The 22,978-nt window shown below is 68.7% G+C and carries 20 protein-coding genes, 1 tRNA gene and 1 pseudogene; 13 read left to right on the top strand and 9 right to left on the bottom strand.

Features of this window, described 5'->3' with window-relative positions:
* Positions 1-12 precede the first annotated feature (12 nt).
* The 3 genes from I0C86_RS14375 to I0C86_RS14365 all read right to left on the bottom strand — a co-directional run bounded on the left by I0C86_RS14375 (position 13) and on the right by I0C86_RS14365 (position 2,625).
* Positions 13-819, bottom strand: a complete 807-nt coding sequence (locus I0C86_RS14375) for an AfsR/SARP family transcriptional regulator (RefSeq protein WP_196201715.1) — start codon at positions 817-819, stop codon at positions 13-15.
* Between the two features lie 109 nt (positions 820-928).
* Positions 929-1,627: a polysaccharide deacetylase family protein gene (locus I0C86_RS14370; RefSeq protein ID WP_196201714.1), complete on the bottom strand. Its 699-nt coding sequence runs from the start codon at positions 1,625-1,627 to the stop codon at positions 929-931.
* A complete protein-coding gene (locus I0C86_RS14365) occupies positions 1,624-2,625 on the bottom strand; it encodes a glycosyltransferase family 2 protein (protein WP_196201713.1) in 1,002 nt (333 codons plus the stop codon). The genes I0C86_RS14370 and I0C86_RS14365 overlap by 4 nt, the downstream gene beginning before the upstream one ends.
* Before the next feature lie 281 nt (positions 2,626-2,906).
* Between I0C86_RS14365 and I0C86_RS14360 the strand changes: the two genes are divergently transcribed.
* From I0C86_RS14360 to I0C86_RS43375, 6 genes are read left to right on the top strand one after another with little or no spacing between them, the layout of a single operon-like run.
* On the top strand, positions 2,907-4,220 hold the full coding sequence (locus tag I0C86_RS14360) for an aspartate aminotransferase family protein (RefSeq protein WP_230394149.1): 1,314 nt from the start codon (positions 2,907-2,909) through the stop codon (positions 4,218-4,220).
* Positions 4,214-5,233, top strand: coding sequence for an NAD-dependent epimerase/dehydratase family protein (locus I0C86_RS14355; protein WP_196201711.1), 1,020 nt, complete (start codon positions 4,214-4,216; stop codon positions 5,231-5,233). The genes I0C86_RS14360 and I0C86_RS14355 overlap by 7 nt, the downstream gene beginning before the upstream one ends.
* A 26-nt stretch (positions 5,234-5,259) precedes the next feature.
* Positions 5,260-6,360, top strand: a complete 1,101-nt coding sequence (locus I0C86_RS14350) for a UbiA prenyltransferase family protein (protein WP_196201710.1) — start codon at positions 5,260-5,262, stop codon at positions 6,358-6,360.
* Positions 6,357-7,370, top strand: a complete 1,014-nt coding sequence (locus tag I0C86_RS14345; protein WP_196201709.1) for a glycosyltransferase family 2 protein — start codon at positions 6,357-6,359, stop codon at positions 7,368-7,370. The genes I0C86_RS14350 and I0C86_RS14345 overlap by 4 nt, the downstream gene beginning before the upstream one ends.
* Positions 7,367-8,425, top strand: coding sequence for a glycosyltransferase family 2 protein (locus I0C86_RS14340; protein ID WP_196201708.1), 1,059 nt, complete (start codon positions 7,367-7,369; stop codon positions 8,423-8,425). The genes I0C86_RS14345 and I0C86_RS14340 overlap by 4 nt, the downstream gene beginning before the upstream one ends.
* Complete coding sequence (locus tag I0C86_RS43375; RefSeq protein WP_196201707.1) at positions 8,422-9,549, top strand: endonuclease/exonuclease/phosphatase family protein; 1,128 nt, start codon at positions 8,422-8,424, stop codon at positions 9,547-9,549. The genes I0C86_RS14340 and I0C86_RS43375 overlap by 4 nt, the downstream gene beginning before the upstream one ends.
* A 33-nt stretch (positions 9,550-9,582) precedes the next feature.
* Here the strand turns inward: I0C86_RS43375 and I0C86_RS14330 are convergent, their stop codons facing one another.
* From I0C86_RS14330 to I0C86_RS14320, 3 genes are all read right to left on the bottom strand, one after another.
* Positions 9,583-10,359, bottom strand: coding sequence for a 4-carboxy-4-hydroxy-2-oxoadipate aldolase/oxaloacetate decarboxylase (locus I0C86_RS14330; RefSeq protein WP_196201706.1), 777 nt, complete (start codon positions 10,357-10,359; stop codon positions 9,583-9,585).
* Positions 10,356-11,090: a PIG-L deacetylase family protein gene (locus I0C86_RS14325; RefSeq protein ID WP_196201705.1), complete on the bottom strand. Its 735-nt coding sequence runs from the start codon at positions 11,088-11,090 to the stop codon at positions 10,356-10,358. Before I0C86_RS14325 ends, I0C86_RS14330 begins: the two co-directional genes overlap by 4 nt.
* Before the next feature lie 323 nt (positions 11,091-11,413).
* Positions 11,414-12,610, bottom strand: coding sequence for an LLM class flavin-dependent oxidoreductase (locus I0C86_RS14320; RefSeq protein ID WP_196201704.1), 1,197 nt, complete (start codon positions 12,608-12,610; stop codon positions 11,414-11,416).
* 408 nt (positions 12,611-13,018) lie between these two features.
* On the opposite strand from I0C86_RS14320, the gene I0C86_RS14315 reads away from it, so the two are divergent.
* From I0C86_RS14315 to I0C86_RS14300, 4 genes are all read left to right on the top strand, one after another.
* Positions 13,019-14,029 (top strand): aliphatic sulfonate ABC transporter substrate-binding protein, encoded by a 1,011-nt coding sequence (locus tag I0C86_RS14315; protein WP_196201703.1) that lies wholly within the window; start codon positions 13,019-13,021, stop codon positions 14,027-14,029.
* Complete coding sequence (locus I0C86_RS14310) at positions 14,026-14,871, top strand: ABC transporter permease (RefSeq protein WP_196201702.1); 846 nt, start codon at positions 14,026-14,028, stop codon at positions 14,869-14,871. Before I0C86_RS14315 ends, I0C86_RS14310 begins: the two co-directional genes overlap by 4 nt.
* Positions 14,844-15,602, top strand: a complete 759-nt coding sequence (locus tag I0C86_RS14305; protein WP_196201701.1) for an ABC transporter ATP-binding protein — start codon at positions 14,844-14,846, stop codon at positions 15,600-15,602. Before I0C86_RS14310 ends, I0C86_RS14305 begins: the two co-directional genes overlap by 28 nt.
* Before the next feature lie 415 nt (positions 15,603-16,017).
* Positions 16,018-16,101 (top strand) — tRNA-Leu (locus tag I0C86_RS14300).
* Here I0C86_RS14300 and I0C86_RS14295 read toward each other — a convergent pair.
* Positions 16,083-17,036 (bottom strand): recombinase family protein, encoded by a 954-nt coding sequence (locus tag I0C86_RS14295; RefSeq protein ID WP_196201700.1) that lies wholly within the window; start codon positions 17,034-17,036, stop codon positions 16,083-16,085. The two genes, I0C86_RS14300 and I0C86_RS14295, sit on opposite strands and share 19 nt — an antisense overlap.
* Before the next feature lie 104 nt (positions 17,037-17,140).
* On the opposite strand from I0C86_RS14295, the gene I0C86_RS14290 reads away from it, so the two are divergent.
* Positions 17,141-17,776, top strand: a complete 636-nt coding sequence (locus tag I0C86_RS14290) for a hypothetical protein (RefSeq protein ID WP_196201699.1) — start codon at positions 17,141-17,143, stop codon at positions 17,774-17,776.
* A gap of 381 nt (positions 17,777-18,157) precedes the next feature.
* Here the strand turns inward: I0C86_RS14290 and I0C86_RS14285 are convergent, their stop codons facing one another.
* Together I0C86_RS14285 and I0C86_RS14280 are read right to left on the bottom strand one after the other, a co-directional pair.
* The gene (locus I0C86_RS14285) at positions 18,158-18,439 is read right to left on the bottom strand and encodes a hypothetical protein (RefSeq protein WP_196201698.1); all 282 of its coding nucleotides are present in this window, start codon (positions 18,437-18,439) and stop codon (positions 18,158-18,160) included.
* A 390-nt stretch (positions 18,440-18,829) separates the two neighbouring features.
* Positions 18,830-20,145 (bottom strand): annotated as a pseudogene (locus I0C86_RS14280) (IS256 family transposase).
* A 521-nt stretch (positions 20,146-20,666) separates the two neighbouring features.
* Here I0C86_RS14280 and I0C86_RS14275 point away from each other — a divergent pair.
* Complete coding sequence (locus tag I0C86_RS14275) at positions 20,667-21,422, top strand: transposase family protein (protein ID WP_230394138.1); 756 nt, start codon at positions 20,667-20,669, stop codon at positions 21,420-21,422.
* A 72-nt stretch (positions 21,423-21,494) separates the two neighbouring features.
* Positions 21,495-22,904, top strand: coding sequence for an IS1380 family transposase (locus tag I0C86_RS14270; RefSeq protein ID WP_196201696.1), 1,410 nt, complete (start codon positions 21,495-21,497; stop codon positions 22,902-22,904).
* The last annotated feature ends 74 nt before the right edge of the window (positions 22,905-22,978 follow it).

Below are 22,978 nucleotides of genomic sequence, written 5' to 3'. Positions count from 1 at the left end.
GGCGGGAACGCCTCAGACCGGGACCCGGCGCTCCCACCACGGCCGTACGCTGACCGGCTCGCTGCGCAACAGCCGGCGATGCAGGTCCTGCAGCCGGTGGCCGGGCTCGACACCGAGCCGGTCCGCCAGGGTGACCCGGGCGTCCTCGAACGCGGTCAGCGCCTCCGCCCGGCGCGAGGTCTGGCCGAGTACGACCAGCAGCAGCTCCCAGAGCCGCTCCCGCATCGGCTGCTCGGCCAGCATGCACCGCAGCTCGGAGACGAGGTTCTCGACGTCGCCGAGCAGCAGCCGTACTCCGGTGCTCTCCTCCACCGCGTCCTGGCGCAGCTCGGTGAGCCGGATCCGTTCCGCCTCCGCCAACGGGCCGGCGGCCTCCTGCAGGGCCAGCCCGGACCAGCGGGCCAACCCCTGCTGGAAGTAGCAGAGCGCCCGGGACAGGTCGCCCTGGGTACGGGCCGCCCGGGCCACCTTGACGTCCCGCTCGAAGAGCGTGATGTCGACCGCCTCGGCCGGCAGGTCCAGGGTGTACCCGGGACGGGTGGAGCGGAGCACCCGGGCCAGCGCCGGCGGTCGCCCGGGAGGTTCCAGCACCCGGCGCAGCCGGCCGATGTAGGTGTGCACCATGTTCTCCACCGAGTCCGGTCGGCGTTCGCTCCAGATCGCGTCCACGATCTGCGGTACCGACAGCACCATGCCGCTGCGCAGTGCCAGCACCGCCAGCACCTCGCGCTGGCGTGGGGTGGCCAGGTAGAGCGCTGTACCACCCCGGGCGGCCCTGATCGGACCCAGCAGCAGAATCGACAGGTCATCCTCTGGCATGGCTGTACTCCCCCCAGACCGTCGGGCCGCGCTGCCCGGTTTCGCACTTGTCGGTGCCTCGTCGACGTGGCGGCCACGACGGGACGAGGCGGATCCGCATGGGCGTCACCTACCGGCCGCCGCCGGGGATGACGAACCGCAGTCCCCGGTCGAGCAGCCGCGGCAGGGCCGTCTCCAGGGCCGCGACGGTCTGCGACCGGTCGCCGCCGCCGTCGTGACAGAGCAGGACGTGGCCGGCCCGGCCCCGGCACAACGACCGGGTGATCCGGTCGACGCCGGGACTTCGCCAGTCGCTCGGATTGACCGTCCAGTCCACCGGCAGCAGGCCGGACTCGGCCGTCGCCCGCAGGACGTCCCGCGACCAGTTCCCGCCCGGGGCCCGAAACAGCCGTGGCTCCACCCCGGTCGCGTCCTCGATCTCCCGCTGGGTGGCGGCGATCTCGGTGCGTACCGAGGGTGCCGGCAGGGCCGCGAACGGCTGTGGATGGGACATCGAGTGGTTGCCGAGGACATGTCCGGCCGCCAGGATGCGTCGGGCCAGGTCGGGGCGTTCCCGTACCCGGGCTCCGACGAGGAAGAACGTGGCCCGGATCCGATGCCGGGCGAGCAGGTCCAGCATCCGGGGCGTCCACTCGGGATGCGGGCCGTCGTCGATGGTCAACGCCACGCTCTGCCCCGGCACCCCGAACACCGGCCAGTGCCGACCGCCGAGGGCCGGTCGGGAGCACCGGAACTGCACCGCGCGGACGCCGAACAGCAGGTAGTGCAGTGTCTGGGCGTACCCGACCCGGACCCGGTGTCCGCTCATCGGCCCGGTTTTCCGGTGGCGACCCGGGCCGGGCCGAAGTTCCGGTCCACCAGATGACGCAGTCCACCGGCCACGGCACCGGCGAGCACGGCGAGTTGGACCAGCAGATGGACTCCGTAGAAGAACACCGCGAAGCCGGGGCCGCGCTGGCGGATCACGAACCGGAGCAGGCCCGGGTCGGCGACGACGAACAGGACGAGGAGGCCGAGTGGTACGGCCAGCAGCGCGGGATCGAGCAACCCGAGCGGTACGGCCGGCGGCACCAGGCCGGCGCTGAGCAGCCCGACGGGACCGTTCGCCCGGATCCCGGCCGGCCCGCGTTCGGCCAGCGCGACCGGGATCAGCAGTTGCGAGCGCCCGAACTGCTTGCGGAGCAGCCGGCCGAGGTGGCTGTCGTCGTCGTGCCGGCACACCACGGTGTCGGTCAGCACGATCCCGTGCTCCTCGGTCATCCGGTCGCCGAGCTCGACGTCCTCCGAGGCCCGGAGGTTCTCGTCGAAGAGCCCCACCTCGGCGAAGACGGACCGGCGGATCACGCAGACCGCGAACAGGGTGGTCCGGACCCGTCCGATGTTGCGCAGCCGCCAGTGGTGCCCGTGCAGCAGCCGGTACGCCTCGACCGGCCCGTCGTCGAAGAGTGGCTGGACCGCGTAGATGCCGTGTACGCAGGCGACGTCGGCGTGCTCGCGGAGGATCGCCAGCGCGTTGCCCAACGCGTCCGGCTCCGGCGCGCAGTCGGAGTCGACGAAGAACAGCAGCTCACCGGCGCTGGCCCGGATGCCCCGGTTGCGGGCGGCGGCCGGTCCGGTGTTCCGGTCGGAGGTCAGCAGCCGGCACGGAAAGCCGGCGGCGATCTCCCGGGTGTCGTCGGTGCTGGCGTCGTCGACCACGATCACCTCGGTGACGGGATGTCGCTGTGCGTAGACCGCCGCGAGGCACGCGCGCAGGGTCTTGGAGCCGTTGTGCACGGGGATGATGACCGACACCGTCGGCGACATGTGCAGCACCTCTAGCCCAGAACGCGGAGAATCTGTTAGGGACATTGACCAATGGAGATTGTTTGTGTCGCGACCCAAGTTATCTACCGGGTTGTCGGCTGGCAAGCGTTGCCTTACGTAATCCAGGTCGCGTCCAGTGCCGGTCCAGTCAAAACTCAACGGTAATCGGATAGCGTCTCGGCATGTCCAATCTGGTCAGCCTGTCCGATTGCGAGCGGCTCACCGTCCGCGAGGTGCACGACCTCTATCGCCGGTACGTCAACTCCAGCCAGGTCAGCCTGATGACCTCGTTCGGTTTCGGTCGGGAATTGGTCGAACGTGCCGAAGGTGCCTATCTGCAGCTCCGCGACGGCCGTCGCATCCTCGACCTCACCGGCGGGGTGGGGGTGCTCAACCACGGCCACAACCATCCGCGCATCCTGGCCGCTCGGCAGCGGTTCGCGCGGGACCGCCGGATGGAGGTGCACAAGACGTACTTCTCCCCCTATCTCGCGGCGCTCGGGCACAACCTGGCGCAACTGCTCCCGGGCGACCTGCGGATGTCGTTCCTGCCCAACTCGGGTGCCGAGGCGGTCGAGGGCGCCGTCAAGCTGGCCTACAAGTACCACGGCGGCCGACGCGGAACCATCCTCCGGGCGGACTGCGGATTTCACGGAAAGCTCCTGGGCTCGGGTGGCCTGACCGGGCAGCCACAGTTCGATTTCCCCACCATCGGGGGCATTGCAACATTTACCTATGGTGATCTGGATTCCGTCCGCGCGGCCGTGGCGGCGCACGCCGATGACGTGTACGCGCTCATCGTCGAGCCGTTCAGTGCCTCCACCATTCAGTGGTGCGACGAGGATTTCCTCCGTGGCGTCCGCGAGCTGTGCGACCGGCAGAACATCGTGCTCATATTCGACGAGATCTACACCGGGTGGGGTAAGACCGGCAGCCTGTTCTACTTCATGCGATATCCGGGCCTCGTACCGGACGTTCTTACCACATCAAAGTCCTTCGGCGGCGGAAAGTCATCGATCTCTGCATTCGTCGCCCGGGAAAAGGTTTTCCGGCGGGCGTACGACAACCTGACCGACGCGCTCCTGCAGAGCACCAGCACCACGTACTACGGCATGGGCGAGGAATGCGTCACCGCGATCGAGGCGATCAACATCGTCGTGGAGGACGACTACCCGGCCCGGGCCCGTGAACTGGAGCTGGTGCTGGAGCCGGCGCTGGCCCGGCTGGCCAAGGAGTTTCCGGACGCGGTGGGGCGGGTCGCCGGTGCCGGTGCGCTCTGGGGCGTACAGATCGACGGCGGGCCGAAGATCCTCGACCTGGTGGCCCGGCTGGCTCCCGCCGGGATGGCCAGGGACCCGAGGTTCAAGGCGAAGCTGGTCACCTGCGCGGTGATCAACGCGCTCTACCAGGACCATGACATCTTCACCTACTACACCCTCAACGGCCGCAACCCACTGATCATCGGGCCGTCGCTGGTCACCGACCCCGCCGACGTACAGCGCGGCACCGACGCGCTCGCCGAGGTGCTCGACCAGGGCCTGGGTCGCCTCGTCACCCGGTTCGTCGCCCAGAAGGTGGGGTCCACCCTGTGGTGATCACCATCACCGGCGCCGCCGGCATGCTCGGCTCCCGGTTGGTCCAGCGACTGACCGCCGACGGGCACCAGGTGCGCGGCGTCGACCTCCGGGCCGACCCCGGCGTCACCGTGCGCGGCGACATCCGTGACCCCGAGGTGATGACCCGGGCCACCGCCGGGGCGAACGTCGTGATCCACTGCGCGGCGGCGTTGCCCAGCTATCCCGCCGCACAGATCCGGTCCATCGTGGTCGACGGCACGGACGCGGTGTTCGGCGCGGCGAGCCGGGCCCGGGTGGACCGGGTCGTCCACATCTCGTCGACCGCCGTGTACGGGCTGCCCCGGCAGGTGCCGACTCCGGAGGAGCATCCCCGGGAGCCGGTCGACACGTACAGCGCGGCCAAGGCGGCCGCCGAGGAGATCGCCGAACGGCACCGGGGCACCGGGCTGCCGGTGGCGATCCTGCGGCCGAAGACCTTCCTCGGGCCGGGCCGGATGGGGCTGTTCGCGATGCTCTTCGAGTGGGCCGAGGAGGGCCGGAACTTTCCCGTACTGGGCCGGGGCGACGTACGGATCCAGATGTTCGCCGTCGACGACCTGGTGGACGCGGTGGTCACCGTACTGGCCGCGCCGGACGAGGTGGCCGACGACACGTACAACCTCGCCGCGCAGCGGTTCCGTACCCTGCGCGAGGACTTCCAGGCGGTGCTGGACGCCGCCGGGCACGGCAAACGGGTCGTCGGCGTACCCGCCGCCCCGGCGCTCGCCGCGCTCGGCCTGCTGGAGCGGGCCCGGCTCTCCCCGGTGTACGGCCGGCTGCTGCACAAGCTCCGGCACGACTCGTACGTGAGCGTCGACAAGGCCCGGGAGCGGCTCGGTTTCACCCCACGGCTCTCCAACCAGGACGCGATTCTGCGCACCTACGAGTGGTGGCGGGCGGAGCGGCACCGGACGAGGCCGGCCCGGGGCGGCCGGACCAGCCGTGACCCGTGGCGACAGGGCGCTCTGGCCCTCGCCAAGATCTTCTTCTGAGTGGAGTCGATGGTGACCTGGAGTCGATGGTGACCGCCGTCGAGGCCGCTTTCGGGGCCACGGTCGAGCGGGGCGTCGAGAACGCGGTCGACCGGAGCGTCGTGGCCGTGGTCGACGAAGGCGTGGTGGCCGTGGTCGACCGGGCCGTCGGACCCGCGAGCGGGGCGCCGGCCGGAGTCCTCGCCGCGGTCCACCGACTCCGCGCATCGGCCCGGTACCTCGTCGCGCTGGCCCGGGACCTGATCGTGCTGGCCCGGCCCGGTCACGCGGTCAAGAATCTGCTGGCCGTACCGCTGGCACTGGTCGACGTGCCGCAGTGGACCGGGGCGACGCTGCTGCGGACCGGCTGGGCCGTACTGGCGTTCTCGGTGGCCGCATCGACGATCTACGTCGTCAACGACATCGCCGACCGCCGGCTCGACCGGACGCATCCGGTCAAGCGGCACCGCCCGATCGCCGCCGGCCGGATCACGGTGCCGGTGGCCGGACTCTTCGCGGCCGGGCTGGCCGGGCTGCTGACGGCAATGGTGATCATCGGCCCGACCGGCCTGTCGTGGTGGCCGTTGCTGGGCTACCTCGGGCTCAGCGTCGCGTACAGCCGGTGGTGGAAACACCTGCCGCTGCTGGACATCTGCGTGGTCGCCGCCGGCTTCGTGCTGCGGGTCCTCCAGGGGTACGCGGCCAGCGGCGCCGCCCCGTCCGGACTGCTGCTGACCGCCGTCTTCGGCGGCTGTCTGGTACTCATCCTCGGCAAGCGGCGACACGAGCTGACCGTCGCCGGGGTGGCACACCGGCCCGCACTGGCCGGATACAACCTGCTGCTGGCCGACCACCTGCTCGGGCTCAACGCCGCGCTGACCAGCACCACGTTCCTGCTCTACCTGAACACCGACGCGCCGCTCGGCGCCTGGCGCCCGGTCACCCTGGCCGTGGTGGTACCGCTCGGCATGCTCGCCGCGTTCCGCTATCTCCAGACGGTGCTGGTCCGGCAGGCCGGCGGCGATCCCATCCGGGCTCTGCTCCGGGACCGGATGATCGTGGCCAGCGCCGTCCTGATCGGCACCACCCTGACCGTGGCGGAGATCGGTGCCCGCTACCCGAACCTGCTGAACTGGATGGACCCATGAACAAACCACTCGTCTCGGTGATCGTGCCGAACTACAACTACGCCGGTGCCCTCGGCCTGTGCCTCGACTCGCTCCGCGAACAGACCTATCCGAACGTGGAGATCATCGTGGTGGACGACTGCAGCACCGACGACTCGGTCGCGGTCGCCCGGTCGTACGGCGCCCGGGTGCTGCGTACCCCGCGGAACTCGGGACCGGCGGCGGCCCGCAACCTCGGTGCGGCGAACGCGACGGGAGAGATCCTGTTCTTCGTCGACTCCGACGTGGCGGCGAAACCGGACGCGGTGGCCAACGCCGTGGAACTGCTCGGCGCCGATCCGGAGATCGGCGCGATATGCGGCAACTACGATCCGGTGCCGCTGGTCCGGGACAGCCTGCTGGAGGAGTACCGCTGCCTCCAGCAGTCCTACTGGCTGATCGCCGACGAGGGCCGGATCATGACCCTGTACACCGCGCTGCTCGCGATTCCGGCCCGGGTCTTCGCCGAGATCGGGCCGTTCAACCCGCGACTGCGGGAGACCGAGAACGCGGACTACGGGATGCGGTTGGCCCAGCGGTACCAGATCTGGCTGTCGCCCCGGGTGCGCGGCGTGCACGACCACGACCACGACCTCGGGGTGCTGGTCCGCAAGGTGTTCACCCGGACCGCGCTGCACATCCCGATGTACGCCCGCAAGCCCGAGTTCCCCGGCGGACTCAGCAGCGGTCCCCGGGCCTGGGTGAGCATCGCCGCCCTGCTGACCGTGCTGACCGTGGTCCTTCCGCTCCTGCTCGGTCCGGCGTACCTCGCGGTACCGCTGGTCGCCTTCGCCGCCTGCCTGGCCGGTGATCTGCCGATGTACCGGTTCGTCCGCCGGGAACGCGGGGTGGTGTTCCTGGGATACTTCGTCGCGATGCACTTCCTGCTGAACCTGGTGATCGCCGTCGCGGCGCTGTCCGGGGCGGTCGCCTGGGTCGCCTCGCGCCGGTTCCGCGGCCTCTACGACCGGCCGGAGGTGGCTACCCGATGACCCCGGAGGACTTCCCGGCCAGCGATCGACCACTCGTCTCGGTGATCGTGCCGAACTACAACTACGCCGAGTCCCTGGACCTGTGCCTGCGGTCCATTCTGGACCAGACGTATCCGGAGATCGAGATCCTGATGGTGGACGACTGCAGCACGGACCAGTCCGTCGCGGTCGCCGAGGCGCTCGGCGTACCGGTGGTGAGCACCGGGGTCAACGGCGGGTGCGGCCGGGCCCGCAACATCGGCGCCGCGCACACCCGGGGCGAACTCCTCTGCTACGTCGACTCCGACCTCGTCCTGGCTCCGGACGCGGTCGCCAACGCGGTACGGCTGGTCCAGGGCGACTCCCGGATCGGCGCGGTCTGTGGCATCGAGGATCCCGAACCGCTGCTGCACGACACGGCGGTGGCCCGATATCGTGGCCTGCAGTACCACTACTGGTCGATCAGCTCGGAAGGTGACGTGTCGTTCCTCTTCCCGGCCGTGTGCGTGATCCGGCGTGACGTGTTCGACGAGATCGGCCCGTTCAACCCGGCACTGCGGCACACCGAGGAGGTCGACTACGGCTATCGGCTGAGCCGACGCTACCGGCTGGTGCTCACCTCCGGGGTACGCGGCCGGCACGACCACGACCACCGACTGATCGGCCTGCTCCGCAAGCTGTTCCACCGTGGCCGGCTCCGCATTCCGCTCTATGCCCGGGCCCGCCGGTTCGGACAGGGCTTCGAGACCGCCGCCCGGGCCTGGGGAAGTCTGGCCGCATTCGCCGTACTGCCCGCGCTGGCGGTGCCGGCCCTGCTCGGCCCGTGGGGGGCGGTCGTCCCGATCGCGCTGCTCGCCGTCTCGCTCGGCTGCGACGCCGGCATGTACGGCTTCGTCCGCCGCCGGCACGGCCTACCGTTCCTGCTCTACTTCGCCGTGCTGCACTTCCTGGTCAACGTCACCATCACGGCCGGGGTCGCCACCGGTACGGTGCAGTGGCTGGTCTCCCGGACCTTCCGGCAGCTCTACGACGCCTCCTTCCCGGTCGAGGGGTCCGCGCTGCGGGGGACGGCGTGACGCTCTCCGCGCCGCAGACCCGTGCACCGGTCGGCATCAGGCCCCGGGCCGCCCCGGCGACGCGGGGACGCGGCTGGCGGTGGTGGCTCTACACCTGCCTCGTCGCCGCCGGGGCGCTCTGGCTGGCGTTCACCGTGACGCACCTGGTGCTCAGCGGCCAGTGGTGGTTCTGGCTCGTGGTCGACGCCGTGCCACCGCCGGCGTTCGGAGTCGTCCCGGTGCTGCTGGCCACTGCCGCCGCGCCCTGTCGGCGCTCGCGACGGCCGGTGGCGCTGCTCGCCGCCGCCGCGCTGCTGCTCGGTGGGCCGCTGTCCGGGGTGAACGTCGCCGGGCTGCGCGGCGCGGACGGGCCCGCGCCTCCGGACGCGATCCGGATCTTCAGCTGGAACACCGGGTACTGGGACGAGGGCGGGCAGACCGCGGCCATGCACGAACTGCTGCGGGCCGCCGACGCCGACGTCTACCTCCTACAGGAGTACTGGTACGCGTACTCGTCGGGCCCGGCCGAGTCCGCGCTCGATGAGTTGCTGGCCGAGTTTCCCGGCTTCCACCTCGCGGTGGTCGGCGAACTGGTCACCCTCTCCCGCTTCCCGATCCTGCGGCGGCTTCCGCTGGAGGCGCCGGACATGCCCCCGGCGTTGGCGGGTTCGGCCGAGCACTGGCGGTACAAGGTGCTCCGTACCGACCTGGACCTGGGGCGGGGGCGGGTGCTGTCGACGTACAACCTGCATCTGCCGGTGCAGTTGTCGCCGGACCACAGCCTGCTGGACGGCGACTTCTACCGGATCGTCCGCGAGCAGCACGCGCAGCGTGAGCCGCAGTGGCGGGCGCTGGCCCGGGACGTGACGGCCAACCCGAACCCACGGCTGGTCGCCGGCGACTTCAACACCAGCCCGGCAATGGGTGACCTGGCCAAGGTGCCGGACGGGTTGCGCAGCGCCAACCACGCCACGTCGTCGCCCTTTCCCGCCACCTGGTCCGACACCTCCGGCTGGCCCCGCTGGTGGCAGTTGGACTGGGCCTTCGTCTCCCCGGCGGTGCGGGTGCACTCCTACCGGATCGGCGGCGGGACCGGTGGCCTGTCCGACCACCGGTCCCAGCAACTCGTCGTCTCGACCCGGTGACGTCGCCTCGCCGGGCGTCGTCGCCGTGCAGCGTCAGGAAACCTCCGGACCGGCGGATCCGTCGTCCGCCGATCCGTCATCGGTCGATCCGTCGTTGGCCGATCCGCCATCGGTCGATCCGCCATCGGTCGCGTCGACGTACCGGACGCCGAGCCGGTCCAGCAGCGGGCGAAGGCTGTACATGTCCAGGCCGAGCACGCCGTCGGCCAGTTGCCGACGCTTCTCCTCCTCCTTGGCCCGCCGATCGGTGCCCGCGGCGGCAACCGCCTGGGCCCGCTCGCGCGGCACCACGGCGACCCCGTCGTCGTCGGCCACGATGACGTCGCCGGGCCGGACGTACGCACCGCCGATGACCACCGGTACGTTCACCGAGCCGGGGCTCGCCTTGACCGTGCCCTGCGCGGAGACGGCCCGTGACCACACCGGGAACCGCATCTCGGTCAGCTCGGCCACGTCCCGGCAGCCGGCCTCGATGACGAGGCCGCGCACCCCACGGGCGTGCAGCGAGGTGGCGAGCAGTTCGCCGAAGGCGCCGTCGGTGGTCGGCGAGGTGAAGGTCACCACGAGGATGTCGCCGGGCCGGGTCTGTTCGACCGCCGCGTGGATCATCAGGTTGTCGCCCGGCTGGGCCGATACGGTGACCGCCCGGCCGGCGATCCGGGCGCCGGGATAGATCGGCCGGAGCAGGTGACCGAGCAGCCCGGTACGGCCCTGCGCCTCGTGCACGGTGGAGACACCGAGTTCGCCGAGCCGCCCGACGGCATCCGCCGGCGGCGCGACATCGGTCCGGACGATGACGTGGCTGCTCACAGGAGTTCGTCTCCGACGACCGGGAACACCCGCTGGAAGGCCTCGGCGTGGGTGATCGACCGGGCACCGCCGTTGCGGACCGCCTGCACGCCACGCCGGACGCCGAGGTCGGTGTAGTACGCGACCAGGTGGCCCTGCGCTCCCATGATCCGCATCGCCTCGACCTTCCGCTCGAAGACCCCGGAGATGTCGAGCAGCAGGTTCGGTACGAAACCGCACTGTTCCGGCTGGTGTGGCTCGAACTGCAGCACCTGGGTAGCCCCGATCGGCTGGGTGGAGCGGTCGTGTCCCGCCGCCTGGGCGACCATCCGGGACCGCAGCACGATCTCGTGGGTGAGCGAGTGGTCGAGGTTGTACGGGTCCTTGGCGGGATGGGTAATGATCATGGCGGGGTTCACCCGCCGGATGGTCGCGGTGACGCTGTCGTAGAGCGCGTCGGTCGGGCGCAGCGGATAGTCGCCCACGTCGAGGAACTCGATCTCGGCACCGAGGACCTTCGCCGCCCGGCTCGCTTCGTCCCGTCTCGCCTCCTTGACCCGATCGAGGGTCATCCCGGGCTGCTTCCACAGCCCCTGCGATTCTCCCTTTTCGCCGAAGGTGAGGCAGAGCACGTGCACCTGCTGCCCCCGGGAGGCGCTCAGTGCGACGGCACCACCGGCCCGCCAGACGAAATCGGCGGCATGTGCGCTAACCACAAGGACCGGTCCTCGACCGATCGCAGACGCTGTCATCGACAATCCTTTCCGAGCGGTTCCGCGAACGCGCCCGTCAGGTCGCGCTGGAACCCGCCATGCTGTCGGAGGCAGACCGATCATAGGTCTGAGCGCCACGATTGCCAATAATATTGTCGACAATCCACGTTCGTTCCGTCACCTCGGACGGCGACGATGGCCGATCCACAAAGCCCGGCCGACGACGCGGTACACCCGCTGACCTCGACACTGGAATGGTCGATCTCCGCGATACGGATGGCACACCGACGCGCCGGACCGGACCACCAGGCGAAACAAGCCGACGTCTGTCGATGGCCTTGTTCCCGCCGGATCCACTGTCTTCACCCCTGGCCGGAGGATCCACCATTGCCGGCCGGAGCACCGGACCTTCCGTTCGACGCCGCGAACGGCACGTCGGCGACCGCCGCGGCCGGGCCGCCGTCCGGGTGACGCCACAGTCCACGCCGACCCAGAATCGGCAGCACCCCCTCGCCGAACCAGTAGGCCTCCTCCACGTGCGGATGTCCGGAGAGGATGAACTCGGTGATGCCGAGGTCGTGGTACTCCGCGATCCGGTCGGCCACCTCGGTGTGGCTACCGACGAGCGCCGTACCCGCGCCACCCCGGACCAGGCCGACTCCCGCCCAGAGGTTCGGCGACACCTCCAGGCCGTCCCGGGATCCACCGTGCAGTGCGAGCATCCGGCGCTGCCCCTCGGACTCGCTGCGCCCCAGCCCGGCCTGTACGGCCCTGATGTCGGACTCGGCGATTCCGGCGAGGAGCCGTTGCGCCTGCGCCCAGGCTGCCTCCGAGGTGTCTCGGGAGATCACGTGCAGCCGGATCCCGAACCGCAGATCCCGTCCGGCGTCGGCGGCCAGCCCACGAATCCAGGACAGCTTCTCCGCCACCTGTGCCGGCGGCTCGCCCCAGGTGAGGTAGACGTCGCTGTGGCGTACGGCCACCGGGCCGGCGGCGGCTGACGAGCCACCGAAGTAGAGCGGCGGGGCGGGCTCGGGTACCCGACTCAACCGGGCCTGCTCGACCCGCAGGTGCGTACCGGTGTGCGTCACGGTCTCACCCCGCCACAGCCCCCGTACGACGTGCAGGAACTCCTCGGCGCGGGCGTACCGGGCGTCCTTGTCGAGAAAGTCGCCGTAACCGCGCTGCTCGTGCGACTCCCCGCCGGTGACGACGTTGAGCAGCAGCCGTCCTCGGGACAGTCGCTGGAAGGTCGAGGCCATCTGGGCGGCCAGCGTCGGCGACGTCAGACCCGGCCGGAACGCCACCAGGAACTTGAGCCGCTCGGTGACCTCGGTGAGCATCGCGGTGGCGAGCCAGGCGTCCTCGCACCACGCGCCGGTCGGGGTGAGCGCGCCGACGAATCCGAGTTGCTCGGCGGTCCGGGCAATCTGTCCGAGGTAGGCGACGGTGGCCGGTCGGGCGCCACCGGCGGTCCCCGCCGGAAGCCCGTGGCCGCCGCCGACGATGTCCCGGCTGTCGCCGTAGGTGGGCAGGAACCAGTGGAAGGTGAGTGTCATGGTCTCTCTCCAGGTACGGGTCCGCTCGGCTACGAATCTGCTGGGCTGACGGGATTGGACGGCGGAGCCTTTCGATCTCCGACCTCGACACTCTATCCACAAATCCTATCGGTTTAGTAGGCTGTCTTCCGGAGCCGCTCCGACGGCACCGGACCACGATCCGGCGTGCCGAGCGCGGTCCTACGTGGAACGTGGCCCGCCGCTGACCGAACACGGTCCACCGCTGGTCGAATGCCGGTCCGTCGCCGTACCGGGCATCTCCGCCGACCCGGGCCAGCCGCATCCGAGCCCTCCGGGGACGACAGCGGCTGGTTCGACGACCCGCCGTACCCGACGACAGCCCTAGACAGCCCTACCCGAGACCAGCCGGCCCGGCCGGACGGATTCCCATCCCCCAGGAGCATCCCCATGTCCCATCCCGCCCGGAGCTCGCGCGACCGTTCCCGAACCCTGTCCCACGTCGGCCGGGGGCGGCGTCCCTTCCTCGCGGGACTGCTCGCGGTGGCCCTGGCGGCAACCGGAGCGACCGCCGGATGCGGCGGCGACAGTGCCGACGCCGGCACCGACAACGGGAAACTGCTGGTCGGCTACCAACGTTTCGGCGGGCTGAGCCTGGTGAAGGCCCGCGCTGCGGCGCCGGACGCCACCTGGTCCCTGTTCGAGAGCGGGCCGGCGCTGACCGAGGCGCTCAAGGCCGGCGCCATCGACATCGGCCAGGTCGGCGAGGCACCGCCGGTCTTCGCCGCCGCCGGCAAAATCAAGTTCCGGATCATCGGTACGTCGGAACCGGTGCCACAGGGCGAGGCGGTCCTGGTCAAGGAGGCAAAGGGCTTCCGCAGCTTCGCCGACCTGGCGGGCAAGACCATCGCCCTGAACAAGGGATCAAACGTCAACTGGCTGCTGGTCCGGCTGCTCGAGGCACATCACATGACGCTCTCGGACGTCAACGTCAAGTATCTCAAGCCGGCCGAGGCACGGCCCGCGTTCGACAACGACCAGGTCGACGCCTGGATCATCTGGGACCCGTACTTCGCCCTCGCCGAGCAGCCCGGAGTGAAGATCCTCGCCGACGCCACCGGGCTGGCCAGCAATCGCGAGTACATCCTGGTCTCGCCGGAGGCGCTGGAACGGAAGCCCGACCAGATCCGGAAGTTCCTGGAGACGTACCGGAGCACCACCGACTGGGGCATCGCCAACCCGCAGGAGCGGACCACGATCCTGGCTCCGGAGCTGAAGATCGACGAGTCGACGGCGGCTCGCGCCCTGGCCCGCAGCGCCAAGCCGCTCGCACCGGTCACCCCGGAGATCGGTGCCGAGTTGCAGGCGATCGCCGACGGCTTCACCGAGCTGAAGCTGGTGCCCGGCAAGGTGGACATGCTCTCCCTGGTGGATGACCAGTTCAACGGCGTGCTCCGATGACGACCAGTAGCCTCGTCGAGGCTGCCGACAGGTCCACTGTCGCCCCCGCGCCGACCCCGGCCCGGTCGCGCCGAGGTGCCCACCCCGGGCGACGGTGGCGCCGCGCGCTCACCCCGGTCGGGCTGCTCCTGGTCTGGCAGGCAGCGGCCCAGACCGGTCGGCTGCCACCGGAGAAGCTCTCCGCGCCCAGCGAGGTGGCGCGGGCCGGCTGGCGACTGGCCCGGGACGGCACCCTCGGCGTCCACCTGCTGGACTCCCTCACCCGGGCCGGAATCGGCCTGGTCATCGGCGGGGCACTGGCGCTGGTGCTCGGCGCCGCGGCGGGACTGCTCCGGCTCGGGGACGACCTGGTCGACCCACCGGTGCAGATGGCCCGGATGCTCCCGCACCTCGGGCTGGTACCGCTCCTGATCATCTGGGTCGGCATCGGCGAATCGCTGAAGATCACACTGGTCGCCCTCGGCGCGTTCTTCCCGATCTACTTCAACACGTACGCCGGAATCCGGGACATCGACGAGCGCCTGGTGGAGGCGGCCCGGGCCTGCGGACTGGGTCAGCTCGCCCGGCTCCGACACGTCGTACTGCCGGGCGCGCTGCCGTCGCTCTTCCTCGGCCTCCGGCTGGCTCTCGGGGCCGCCTGGCTCAGTCTCGTGGTCGGCGAGCAGGTGAACGCGCAGACCGGGATCGGCTTCCTGATGATGGAGGCCCGGGAGTTCAGCCAGACCGAAGTCGTCGTCCTCGGCCTGCTCGTCTACGCACTCCTCGGGCTGCTGTCCGACCTCGCACTCCGGATGCTGGAAAGGAGAACCCTGACATGGCGACGCGGACTACAGGCACGCTGAGCACCGCCACCACCCGGCCGGTCGTCACCGCACGCGAGGTACGCAGGTCCTTCGGCGGGACCGTCGTACTCGACGACGTCGATCTGGCCATTGACCCGGGTGAGGTGGTCGCGCTGTTGGGTGGCAGCGGCTCCGGCAAGAGCACCCTGCTGCGCATCCTGGCCGGTCTCGATCCCGATGCCAGCGGCGAGATCTCCCGGATGGGCAGCCAGGCTGTCGTCTTCCAGGAGCACCGGCTCCTACCCTGGAAGAGGGTCGCCGACAACGTGTCACTCGGCGTGACGGGCGGCGGCGTACGCGAGCGGGTGGCCGCCGCTCTCGCCGAGGTCGGACTCGCCGACCGGGGCCGATCCTGGCCCGCTGAGCTCTCCGGCGGGCAGGCCCAGCGGGTCGCCGTCGCGCGAGCACTGGTCCGGGAGCCGGCGCTGCTACTCCTCGACGAGCCGTTCGGCGCGCTCGACGCACTCACCCGGCTCAAGATGCAGACCCTCTTCGGCCGGCTACGCGCCGAGCACAACTTCGCCGCGCTGCTGGTCACCCACGACGTGGACGAGGCGCTGCTGTTGGCCGACCGCACTCTCGTGCTCGATGGCGGACGCATCGTGGAAAACGCCCCGGTCCCGCTGACCCGGCCGCGCGCCGCTGACGATCCCGGCTTCGGCCCGGTCCGCCGTCACCTGCTCGGCCGACTCGGTGTGCAATCAGGCTCGGATCGCGGCTCCGCCTCCTGAACGCGAACGGTGATCGCGGACCCGAGCCCCGGGTCAGCCTCCAGGCGCCGTGCCCGCAGATCGCCGCCGGAGACCAGCCGACCACTCCTCCGGACCGTTACTGACCGAGTACGCCGGGGGTGGACCCCTGATCCACCACCAGGGCCGGTACGCCGCCTACGACGGAACGCGCCCTACTACATATTGGTTCGATACCTTTTGGCCGTCGGGAGCAGGGCGTTGAACAGCCGTCAGACCTGCGGCGCTGGAGATCATCGTGCCTCCGAAACGGCCGGCGGAGCGCCTGCGCAACGCCCGGACATGGCCGCCGTGCATGATCCACGAGTGCCGTGTACAGTAGTGCCCCGTGCGGCCCTACGGGCGGCCGATGGGCGATGTGATCGCTCAAGGGGCCAACGGTAGGGTTGACGAGTAGGTCCGGGTGGCGGAATGGCAGACGCGCTAGCTTGAGGTGCTAGTGCCCGTATAGGGCGTGGGGGTTCAAGTCCCCCCTCGGACACAAACCGAATCCCAACGGTGCAAGCCAAGATCGATCTTGGCTTGCACCGTTCGTGTTTCCGGCTCATAGGTCAGACGTAGGCCGATGGCGATGATCTGGTCCTCGCTCAGGGAGCTGAGTTCATCGACTGGTGTAGGTACGTTGTGGCGCTGGTTGATGTGCTCGCGCTCGGCTTGGGTTTCCGCGATCCAGCCAGCGACCACTGCGGGGTCCGCCCCCGCGTCCAGCGCCGCCCGGTAGCGGGTCAGCTTGGCGTCCAGCTCAGCCGTGGTGGGTCCTTGCGGTTTGGAAGCCGGAGTAGGCATGCCGACCGTTGCCTGGTCGATCAGCTTGGTGATGGTGTGACGCCGGTGGAGCGGTCCGAACTGCTGGGCGAGCCAGGTGTCGAGGGGCTGGATCAGTACCTCTTCGCGCATGATCACGTTCCGGGGGTGGTCGACCTTGTTGGCCAGTGCGTACTCCTGCGGGTAGCGGCATCGGTAGTAAGCGACACCGTGGGAGTGTCGGGCCTGCATCTTCCGCTGGCAGACACCGCAGAAGATCAGGCTCTTGAAGATGTACGGGTGCCGGGAACGGTGGGGCCGTTTCGGTGCGGTACCGGTCCGGGCACGGCGGGTGAGCATTGTCTGCACCGCCTCAAAGTCGGTCTGGTCGACCAGGGGCTCATGGACCAGGTCTTTGGAAGTGACCCACCGGTCGCGGTCGTTCCAGCGCATGACGGCGGTGTGCCCGAGGGCGACGTCGTTGACGTCGAGGAGTACCTCGTCGGTTCGCTGCTTGTTCCAGGTCTGCCGCCCGGTGTAGCGGGGATTGGTGAGGATCACCCGGATCGCACTCTTGGACCAGGCCACGCCGGCTCGATGCCGGTTGCGGGCCCGGTCTTGGGCGGATGGGCAGGGGATGTCATCACGGGTGAGGGACTCGGCGAGCGACACTTATCGGCCTCGTTATCGCGGTCGTTGGATCCGGGATCTCTATCTTCCCGGGCCAGGGAAACGCGTGGCTTGGGGGCATACTCGTGTTCTCAGGAGCTTTCAGTGTGATGTTGGTAGCCGGATTTTACCTTAGCATCTTCTTTGAGGATGCCCCAACTGACGTTCTCGGATGGATATTCCATCCCCTGCTGGCGCTACTGGGTATTGCAATCCCTTTGGCTGTCTGGAGCTTGGGGATATACATTCTAGGCAACACTGGAGAGGTTGTTCTCGTCGCCGGGCTCACAGCGGGCGGCGGCTTTGCCGTGGGATTTACGATAAGAGATCTACTTAGAGTCGACGGGCCGGAAGATGAGTACGCAAGATGGGCGCGAATTGCGGGGTCCCTGGCTGGTGGGGTCGGGGCGCTGACGTGCGCTATGGCGAGCGTGGTGGCGCTGGTTGATAGTCAACTCGTATTGAGCGTGCCGCTCGTCGTCGCCGCATGTGCACTTGGCTGCCTTGGTGTTGCACACCTTAAGGACAGTGACAGGTGGGGCGAGACCTCGGCCGTCGGTCTTACGATTGCATCCGTCGGGTTCGGCTTATTTGCCTGGGTGAGTGGTCTGCCTCTCCTGGGGGCCGCACTGGTATCGATCGGCGTGGTGGACGGATTGAAGATGACGGTCGACTTTTCGAAGGATCCAGGCGGGCGCCTGCGATCGTGGCTCATGACATTAACACGAGACCCCTCCGTCTGAGTCAATATCAGACCGGACGTGAGGTGAACTTGTAGTTCGGTCTGATAGATTGTTCAGCTGTAGGCGCTACGACGCCTGGTACCGGCACATAACGCTGGTTATGTGCGCCCACGCCTACCTCGCCGTCACGACCGCGCACGCCGAAAAGGGGAATCCGAACCCGCCCGACAAGGGCTCATCCCACTCACCTTGGGCGAGGTCCGCCGTCTCCTGGCACACCTGATCACCCGAGCTCGACCACTTGACCACATATATCGATGGTCGTGGTGGCATCGTCGCCACCAGTACCGGGCTAAACTAAGCCACTACCAGCGAAGACTCCGAATTCAACAGGTACGGCCGGAGTATTAGGAGAGATGGTTAACGCCCTCATAGTGCACGTCACATGCTGAAGCCGACGGACCTGGCGAACTCCCTGAATGCTTCGATTTCCTGCATGATTGAGTTCGACTTCTCCCGCAAAAACTGCGCCATCTCGGCGTAGCCGTTAGTTTCAAGGCAGAGGGCCAGGTTTCCCAATGCAACGCCATACCCCGCACATGCCGTTATCCACCCAACGGCAGTAGCGAAAAAGGCGGGGCCGGTCGCGGTCGACGCGATTAGCCCGATGCCGCCTGCCGCAACGGCAGCGCCCGCGATTCCCGCAGTCAGCTTCTCACTCATGCATACCATCTCAACCCACCTTTCAAGCGTCGTCATCATTGGTGACAACCGACAGGTCCACTCCTATGTCAGTCAGGTATGCGTCGATGTCACCGCCGTAGGTCGTTGCGCGTACTAGTTCGGGAAATTGACTCCAGTCGATCGGAGTGTTGAGGCTACTTTGCCCATTTCTCTCCTCAGACCCGGAACTCTCTCCGGACATCCCTCATCCCTTCACCTGTCTGTTCCGTGGCGCCGTTCGTCCGGAACTGTCGGTCCGTTCACACTAGCTGTGTGGCCGGCTGTTATCAGAAGTTTCGGGAATTTTCAGGCGGCTGGCCGTGCACGGCGGGGTTGTGCCTGCCGATAAATGGGTCTGTCAAGTTTTCGGTGTAACTGAGGTGAAAATAGCTACTTGCGTCCGGTACGGAGTCGGCCGTCGAAGGCGATCTCGAAGGCGTTCAGGGCCGCCTTCCAGCGGATGGCCCAGCGTTTGCGTCCGGTGCCGGTGGGGTCCAGCGACATCACCGCCAGGTACACGCACTTGAGGGCCGCCTGCTCGTTCGGGAAGTGGCCACGGGCGCGGACCGCCTTACGGATACGGGCGTTGACGCTCTCGATCGCATTAGTGGAGCACCCGATCGTGCGGATCTCGGCGTCGAAGGCCAAAAACGGCGCGAACTCCGCCCACGAGTTGGTCCACAGCCTGACGATCGCCGGGTACCGGTCGCCCCACACCTCGGCGAACTCCAGGAACCGTTGCTGCGCGGCCTGCTCGGTCGCCGCGGTGTAGACCGGCCGCAACGCCTTCGCGATCGCGTCCCAGTGCTGACGGGCCGCGTACCGGAACGACGCCCGCAGCAGGTGCACGACACACGTCTGGGTCACCGCCAGGGGCCAGGTCTCCCCGATCGCCTCGGGCAGACCTTTCAACCCGTCACACACCACCATGCACACGTCCTCGACACCACGGTTGCGCAGCTCGGTGAGCACCTGGAGCCAGAACTTCGCGCCCTCGCCGCCGTCACCGGCCCACAGTCCGAGGATGTCCCGGTGACCGTCGACGGTCACCGCGAGCGCGACGTAGATCGGCCGGTTCGCGACCTTGCCGTCCCTAATCTTGACGTGGATCACGTCGAGGAAGATCACCGGGTAGACGGGGTCGAGCGGCCGGTTCTGCCACTCGGCCATCCCGTCGAGGACCTTGTCGGTGATCGTGGAGATCGTCCGGCGCGACACATCCGCGCCGTACACCTCGGCGAGGTGGGCGCTGATCTCACCGGTGGTCAGGCCCTTCGCCGACAGCGACAACACCAGGTCCTCCACACCGGACAGGCGGCGTTGGCGCTTACGCACGATCGTCGTCTCGAACGAACCCGCCCGGTCCCGGGCACGTTGACCTGCACGGGTCCGACATCGGTCAGGACGGTCTTCGTCCGGATGCCGTTGCGGGAGTTGCCGCTGCCGTTGCCGGCCGGGTCGTGCCGGTCGTAGCCGAGGTGGTCGGTGATCTCGCCTTCCAGCGCGGACTCCAACACGATCTTCGTCAGCTGCTGCAGCAGCCCGCCCTCACCGGACAGCTGCAGGCCCTGCTCGCGGGCCTGGGTGACCAGTTGGTTGACCAGGGCCGGGTCCACAGTCGCCGCCGTGGCCGACTTCCGGGACCGCTTCGTCGTCTCGTTCTCAGGCACTGCGGAAGTATCCGCCGTGTCCGTGATGACCGTCATCAGAGGTGACTCCTTGCTTGACAGGAGTTACACCGTTGTTCTTACAGACCCACAACGCCGTGTACGGAAGTCAGATTCGGGTACGGCACACCGTGGCTGCCGCTTACGGTGGTCAGAGTCGGGGTGATCGTTGGTGCGCCGATGCGACTACGAGATGGACGTCCTCTAACGGTACGAGAAGCACAACTGGATTGCCGCGAATGCAGCTCAAGCCGCTGCACAAATCATCAAGGGCCTACTTGACACTAACGCCATCGGACCGAGCGAGATTCAGTCCCGCTTTGTGGGTTACATGGGGGGCAATCCTCTCGACTGGCCTTGGGTATCGCGTTACCGGCTGTTATCCAGGCTGATCGGGGCATCGGCTGCTGTTGTCGTGCAAGAGAAAGCTCGCCGATAGGGCACGCAGCGGCCAGCGCCTGTGACGGTGCGGGCACCTCGGTCGGCTCCTCACCGCCGAACGCAGGGCTCGGCGCACCCGCACCGGTACGCGGGCGTTGACCTGCTTCCACCAGGCGTTGATGGTGCTGGTCTGGTTCCGCAAGGCCGAGGACCTGGCCTTGCTCCACGCAGGGTTCGGCATCTCCCGGGCCACCGCGTACCGCTACCGCGACGAGGGCATCGCCGTCCTCGCGGCCCAGGCACAGGATCTGCACGCCGCCCTGCGACGAGTGGCCAACGACGGCTGGTCCCACGTCATCCTGGACGGGAAACTGTTCGACTGCGACCAAATCACCGAGACCACGCTCAGCGTCAAAGGCGAGGTCATCGACGCCTGGTATTCCGGCAAGCACCGCGACGTCGGCGCGAACATTCAAGCCGTCATGCGCCCAGATGGGCTACCGATCTGGACATCACCGGCGGTGCCCGGGCACCTGCACTACACCATCTGCGCCCGCGAGCCGGGCGTCACCGCCGCGCTGAACTGGTCCGCCGCCGACCCCGACCTACCCACCCTGGCCGACTCCGGTTACGAAAGCGCGGGCCACGGCATCAAGAGCCCGGTCAAGCAGCCCGCAGACGGCAGTCGGCTCGCGCCCGACAGCCGCGCCTACAACCGGCTGCTACGCGGCCTGCGTTGGCAAGGCGAACGCGGCTTGGCGATCCTTCTCGGACGCTGGAAGGCGGTGCGCCACACCACTGTCAGCCCACGCCGGACCGGCGACCTCGTTGCCGCCGCCCTGCATCTGACCCATTTCGAATACAAATACCTACCGCAAAGGTTGCTGAGCCTCGATCCACCGATGAGGTTCGAGCTGATGGAGCCCCGGAGATAGAAAGTGCCCTCTGAACTGGAAGGATAGGAGTTCTCACGCTTCTATTCCGTCGTTCGAGAGGGCACCTCGCAGGTGAGATTACGCCATGACGCGCCGGTGACGGCCGTGACGTTCGATGATCCGAATCTGGTGTCGTGTGCCGGCCTCGTTCCGGTGATGCGCCTTGCCGAGCAGGCCGGGCTGCACGACGCGGTCGCCGACCGGGTGAGCCTGCCGACCGACAAAGGCGCGAACCCGGCCGGCAAGGTCGCCACGATCGTGGCCGGGATGCTCGCGGGCGCGGACAGCATCGACGACCTCGACGTGGCCCGGCACGGCGGTATGCGTTCGCTGTTCACCAGCGTGTACGCGCCGTCGACGCTCGGCTCGTTCCTGCGCACGTTCAGCCACGGGCATGTCCGGCAGCTGCAGGCCGCTGCCCGAGACACTCTGATCGGCCTGGCCCGGCGGGCGCCGCTGCTGGCCCGGCGGGCGCCGCTGCTGGCCGGCGCGGATGTGCTGACCTTTGTGGACATCGACTCGATGCTGCGCCGGGTCTACGGTAAGCAGAAGCAGGGCATCGGGTTCGGTCATGCCAAGGTCGGCGGCTACAACGTCTGGTTACGCGGCTACAACCCGCTGGTCGCAACACTGTCGACGCCGCTGTCCGCGCCGGTCGTCGCGGCGACCCGGCTGCGCGCCGGCAACGCCGGTTCCGCTCGCGGCGCTGCGAGGATGATCGCGGAGACGATCACCACCGCCCGATCCTGCGGCGCGACCGGCGAGATCGTGGTTCGGGCCGACTCCGCGTTCTACGCCAAGACCGTCATCAGCACCTGCCGACGCCACAAGGTGCGGTTCTCGGTCACCGCCCGCATCGACGCCAAGATCCGCGCCGCCTGCGACAGCATCAGCGACGAGCAGTGGATCGACATCCGATATCCGCGGGCCATCTGGGACGAGAACGAGCAGCGGTGGATCTCCGATGCGCAGATCGTCGAGACCACCTACACCGCGTTCGCCGGCACCCGGCACGCCGTCACCACCCGGCTGATCGTGCGACGCATCCGCAGCGACGACCCGCACCAAGCCTGCGGCCAGCAAGAACTCCTGCCGGCCTACCGGTATCACGCCGTGCTCACCGACAGCCCGTTCACCCTCGTCCAAGCCGAAGCCCAGCACCGCCAGCACGCGATCATCGAGCAGGTCAACGCGGATCTGATCGCCGGACCACTCGCGCACCTGCCGTCCGGCCGGTTCTCCGCCAACGACGCCTGGCTGACCTGCGCCGGCATCGCCCACAACCTCACCCGCGCCGCCGGTCACCTCGCCGCCGGAACCTGGACGGCTGCCCGGCCCGCCACCATCCGGACCCGGATCATCAGCGTCGCCGCCCGCCTCGCGCACCGGGCCCGCGCCGTCCACCTGCACCTACCCGAGCACTGGCCCTGGCAGGCAGCGTTCGACAACCTGTTCACCGCCGTCCACCCCGTACCCGGCTGACCACGGCACACCGACCGCAACCAGGCGGCCGACCGCAGGCCACGAACCCCTCGACCCACCCCCGAAACGACCAT

The organism is Plantactinospora alkalitolerans (assembly GCF_015690345.1).
GTDB classification, from domain to species: Bacteria; Actinomycetota; Actinomycetes; order Mycobacteriales; family Micromonosporaceae; genus Plantactinospora; species Plantactinospora alkalitolerans.
The sequence above is the reverse complement of the archived record's forward strand: the minus strand, read 5'-3'. Positions and strand labels throughout refer to the sequence as shown.

Coding starts and splice junctions, on each gene's coding strand:
- I0C86_RS14375 (WP_196201715.1), bottom strand. CDS start 819: ATGCCAGAGGATGACCTGTCGATTCTGCTGCTGGGTCCGATCAGGGCC.
- I0C86_RS14370 (WP_196201714.1), bottom strand. CDS start 1,627: ATGAGCGGACACCGGGTCCGGGTCGGGTACGCCCAGACACTGCACTAC.
- I0C86_RS14365 (WP_196201713.1), bottom strand. CDS start 2,625: ATGTCGCCGACGGTGTCGGTCATCATCCCCGTGCACAACGGCTCCAAG.
- I0C86_RS14360 (WP_230394149.1), top strand. CDS start 2,907: ATGACCTCGTTCGGTTTCGGTCGGGAATTGGTCGAACGTGCCGAAGGT.
- I0C86_RS14350 (WP_196201710.1), top strand. CDS start 5,260: ATGGTGACCGCCGTCGAGGCCGCTTTCGGGGCCACGGTCGAGCGGGGC.
- I0C86_RS14345 (WP_196201709.1), top strand. CDS start 6,357: ATGAACAAACCACTCGTCTCGGTGATCGTGCCGAACTACAACTACGCC.
- I0C86_RS14340 (WP_196201708.1), top strand. CDS start 7,367: ATGACCCCGGAGGACTTCCCGGCCAGCGATCGACCACTCGTCTCGGTG.
- I0C86_RS14325 (WP_196201705.1), bottom strand. CDS start 11,090: ATGACAGCGTCTGCGATCGGTCGAGGACCGGTCCTTGTGGTTAGCGCA.
- I0C86_RS14320 (WP_196201704.1), bottom strand. CDS start 12,610: ATGACACTCACCTTCCACTGGTTCCTGCCCACCTACGGCGACAGCCGG.
- I0C86_RS14315 (WP_196201703.1), top strand. CDS start 13,019: ATGTCCCATCCCGCCCGGAGCTCGCGCGACCGTTCCCGAACCCTGTCC.
- I0C86_RS14310 (WP_196201702.1), top strand. CDS start 14,026: ATGACGACCAGTAGCCTCGTCGAGGCTGCCGACAGGTCCACTGTCGCC.
- I0C86_RS14305 (WP_196201701.1), top strand. CDS start 14,844: ATGGCGACGCGGACTACAGGCACGCTGAGCACCGCCACCACCCGGCCG.
- I0C86_RS14285 (WP_196201698.1), bottom strand. CDS start 18,439: ATGAGTGAGAAGCTGACTGCGGGAATCGCGGGCGCTGCCGTTGCGGCA.
- I0C86_RS14275 (WP_230394138.1), top strand. CDS start 20,667: ATGGTGCTGGTCTGGTTCCGCAAGGCCGAGGACCTGGCCTTGCTCCAC.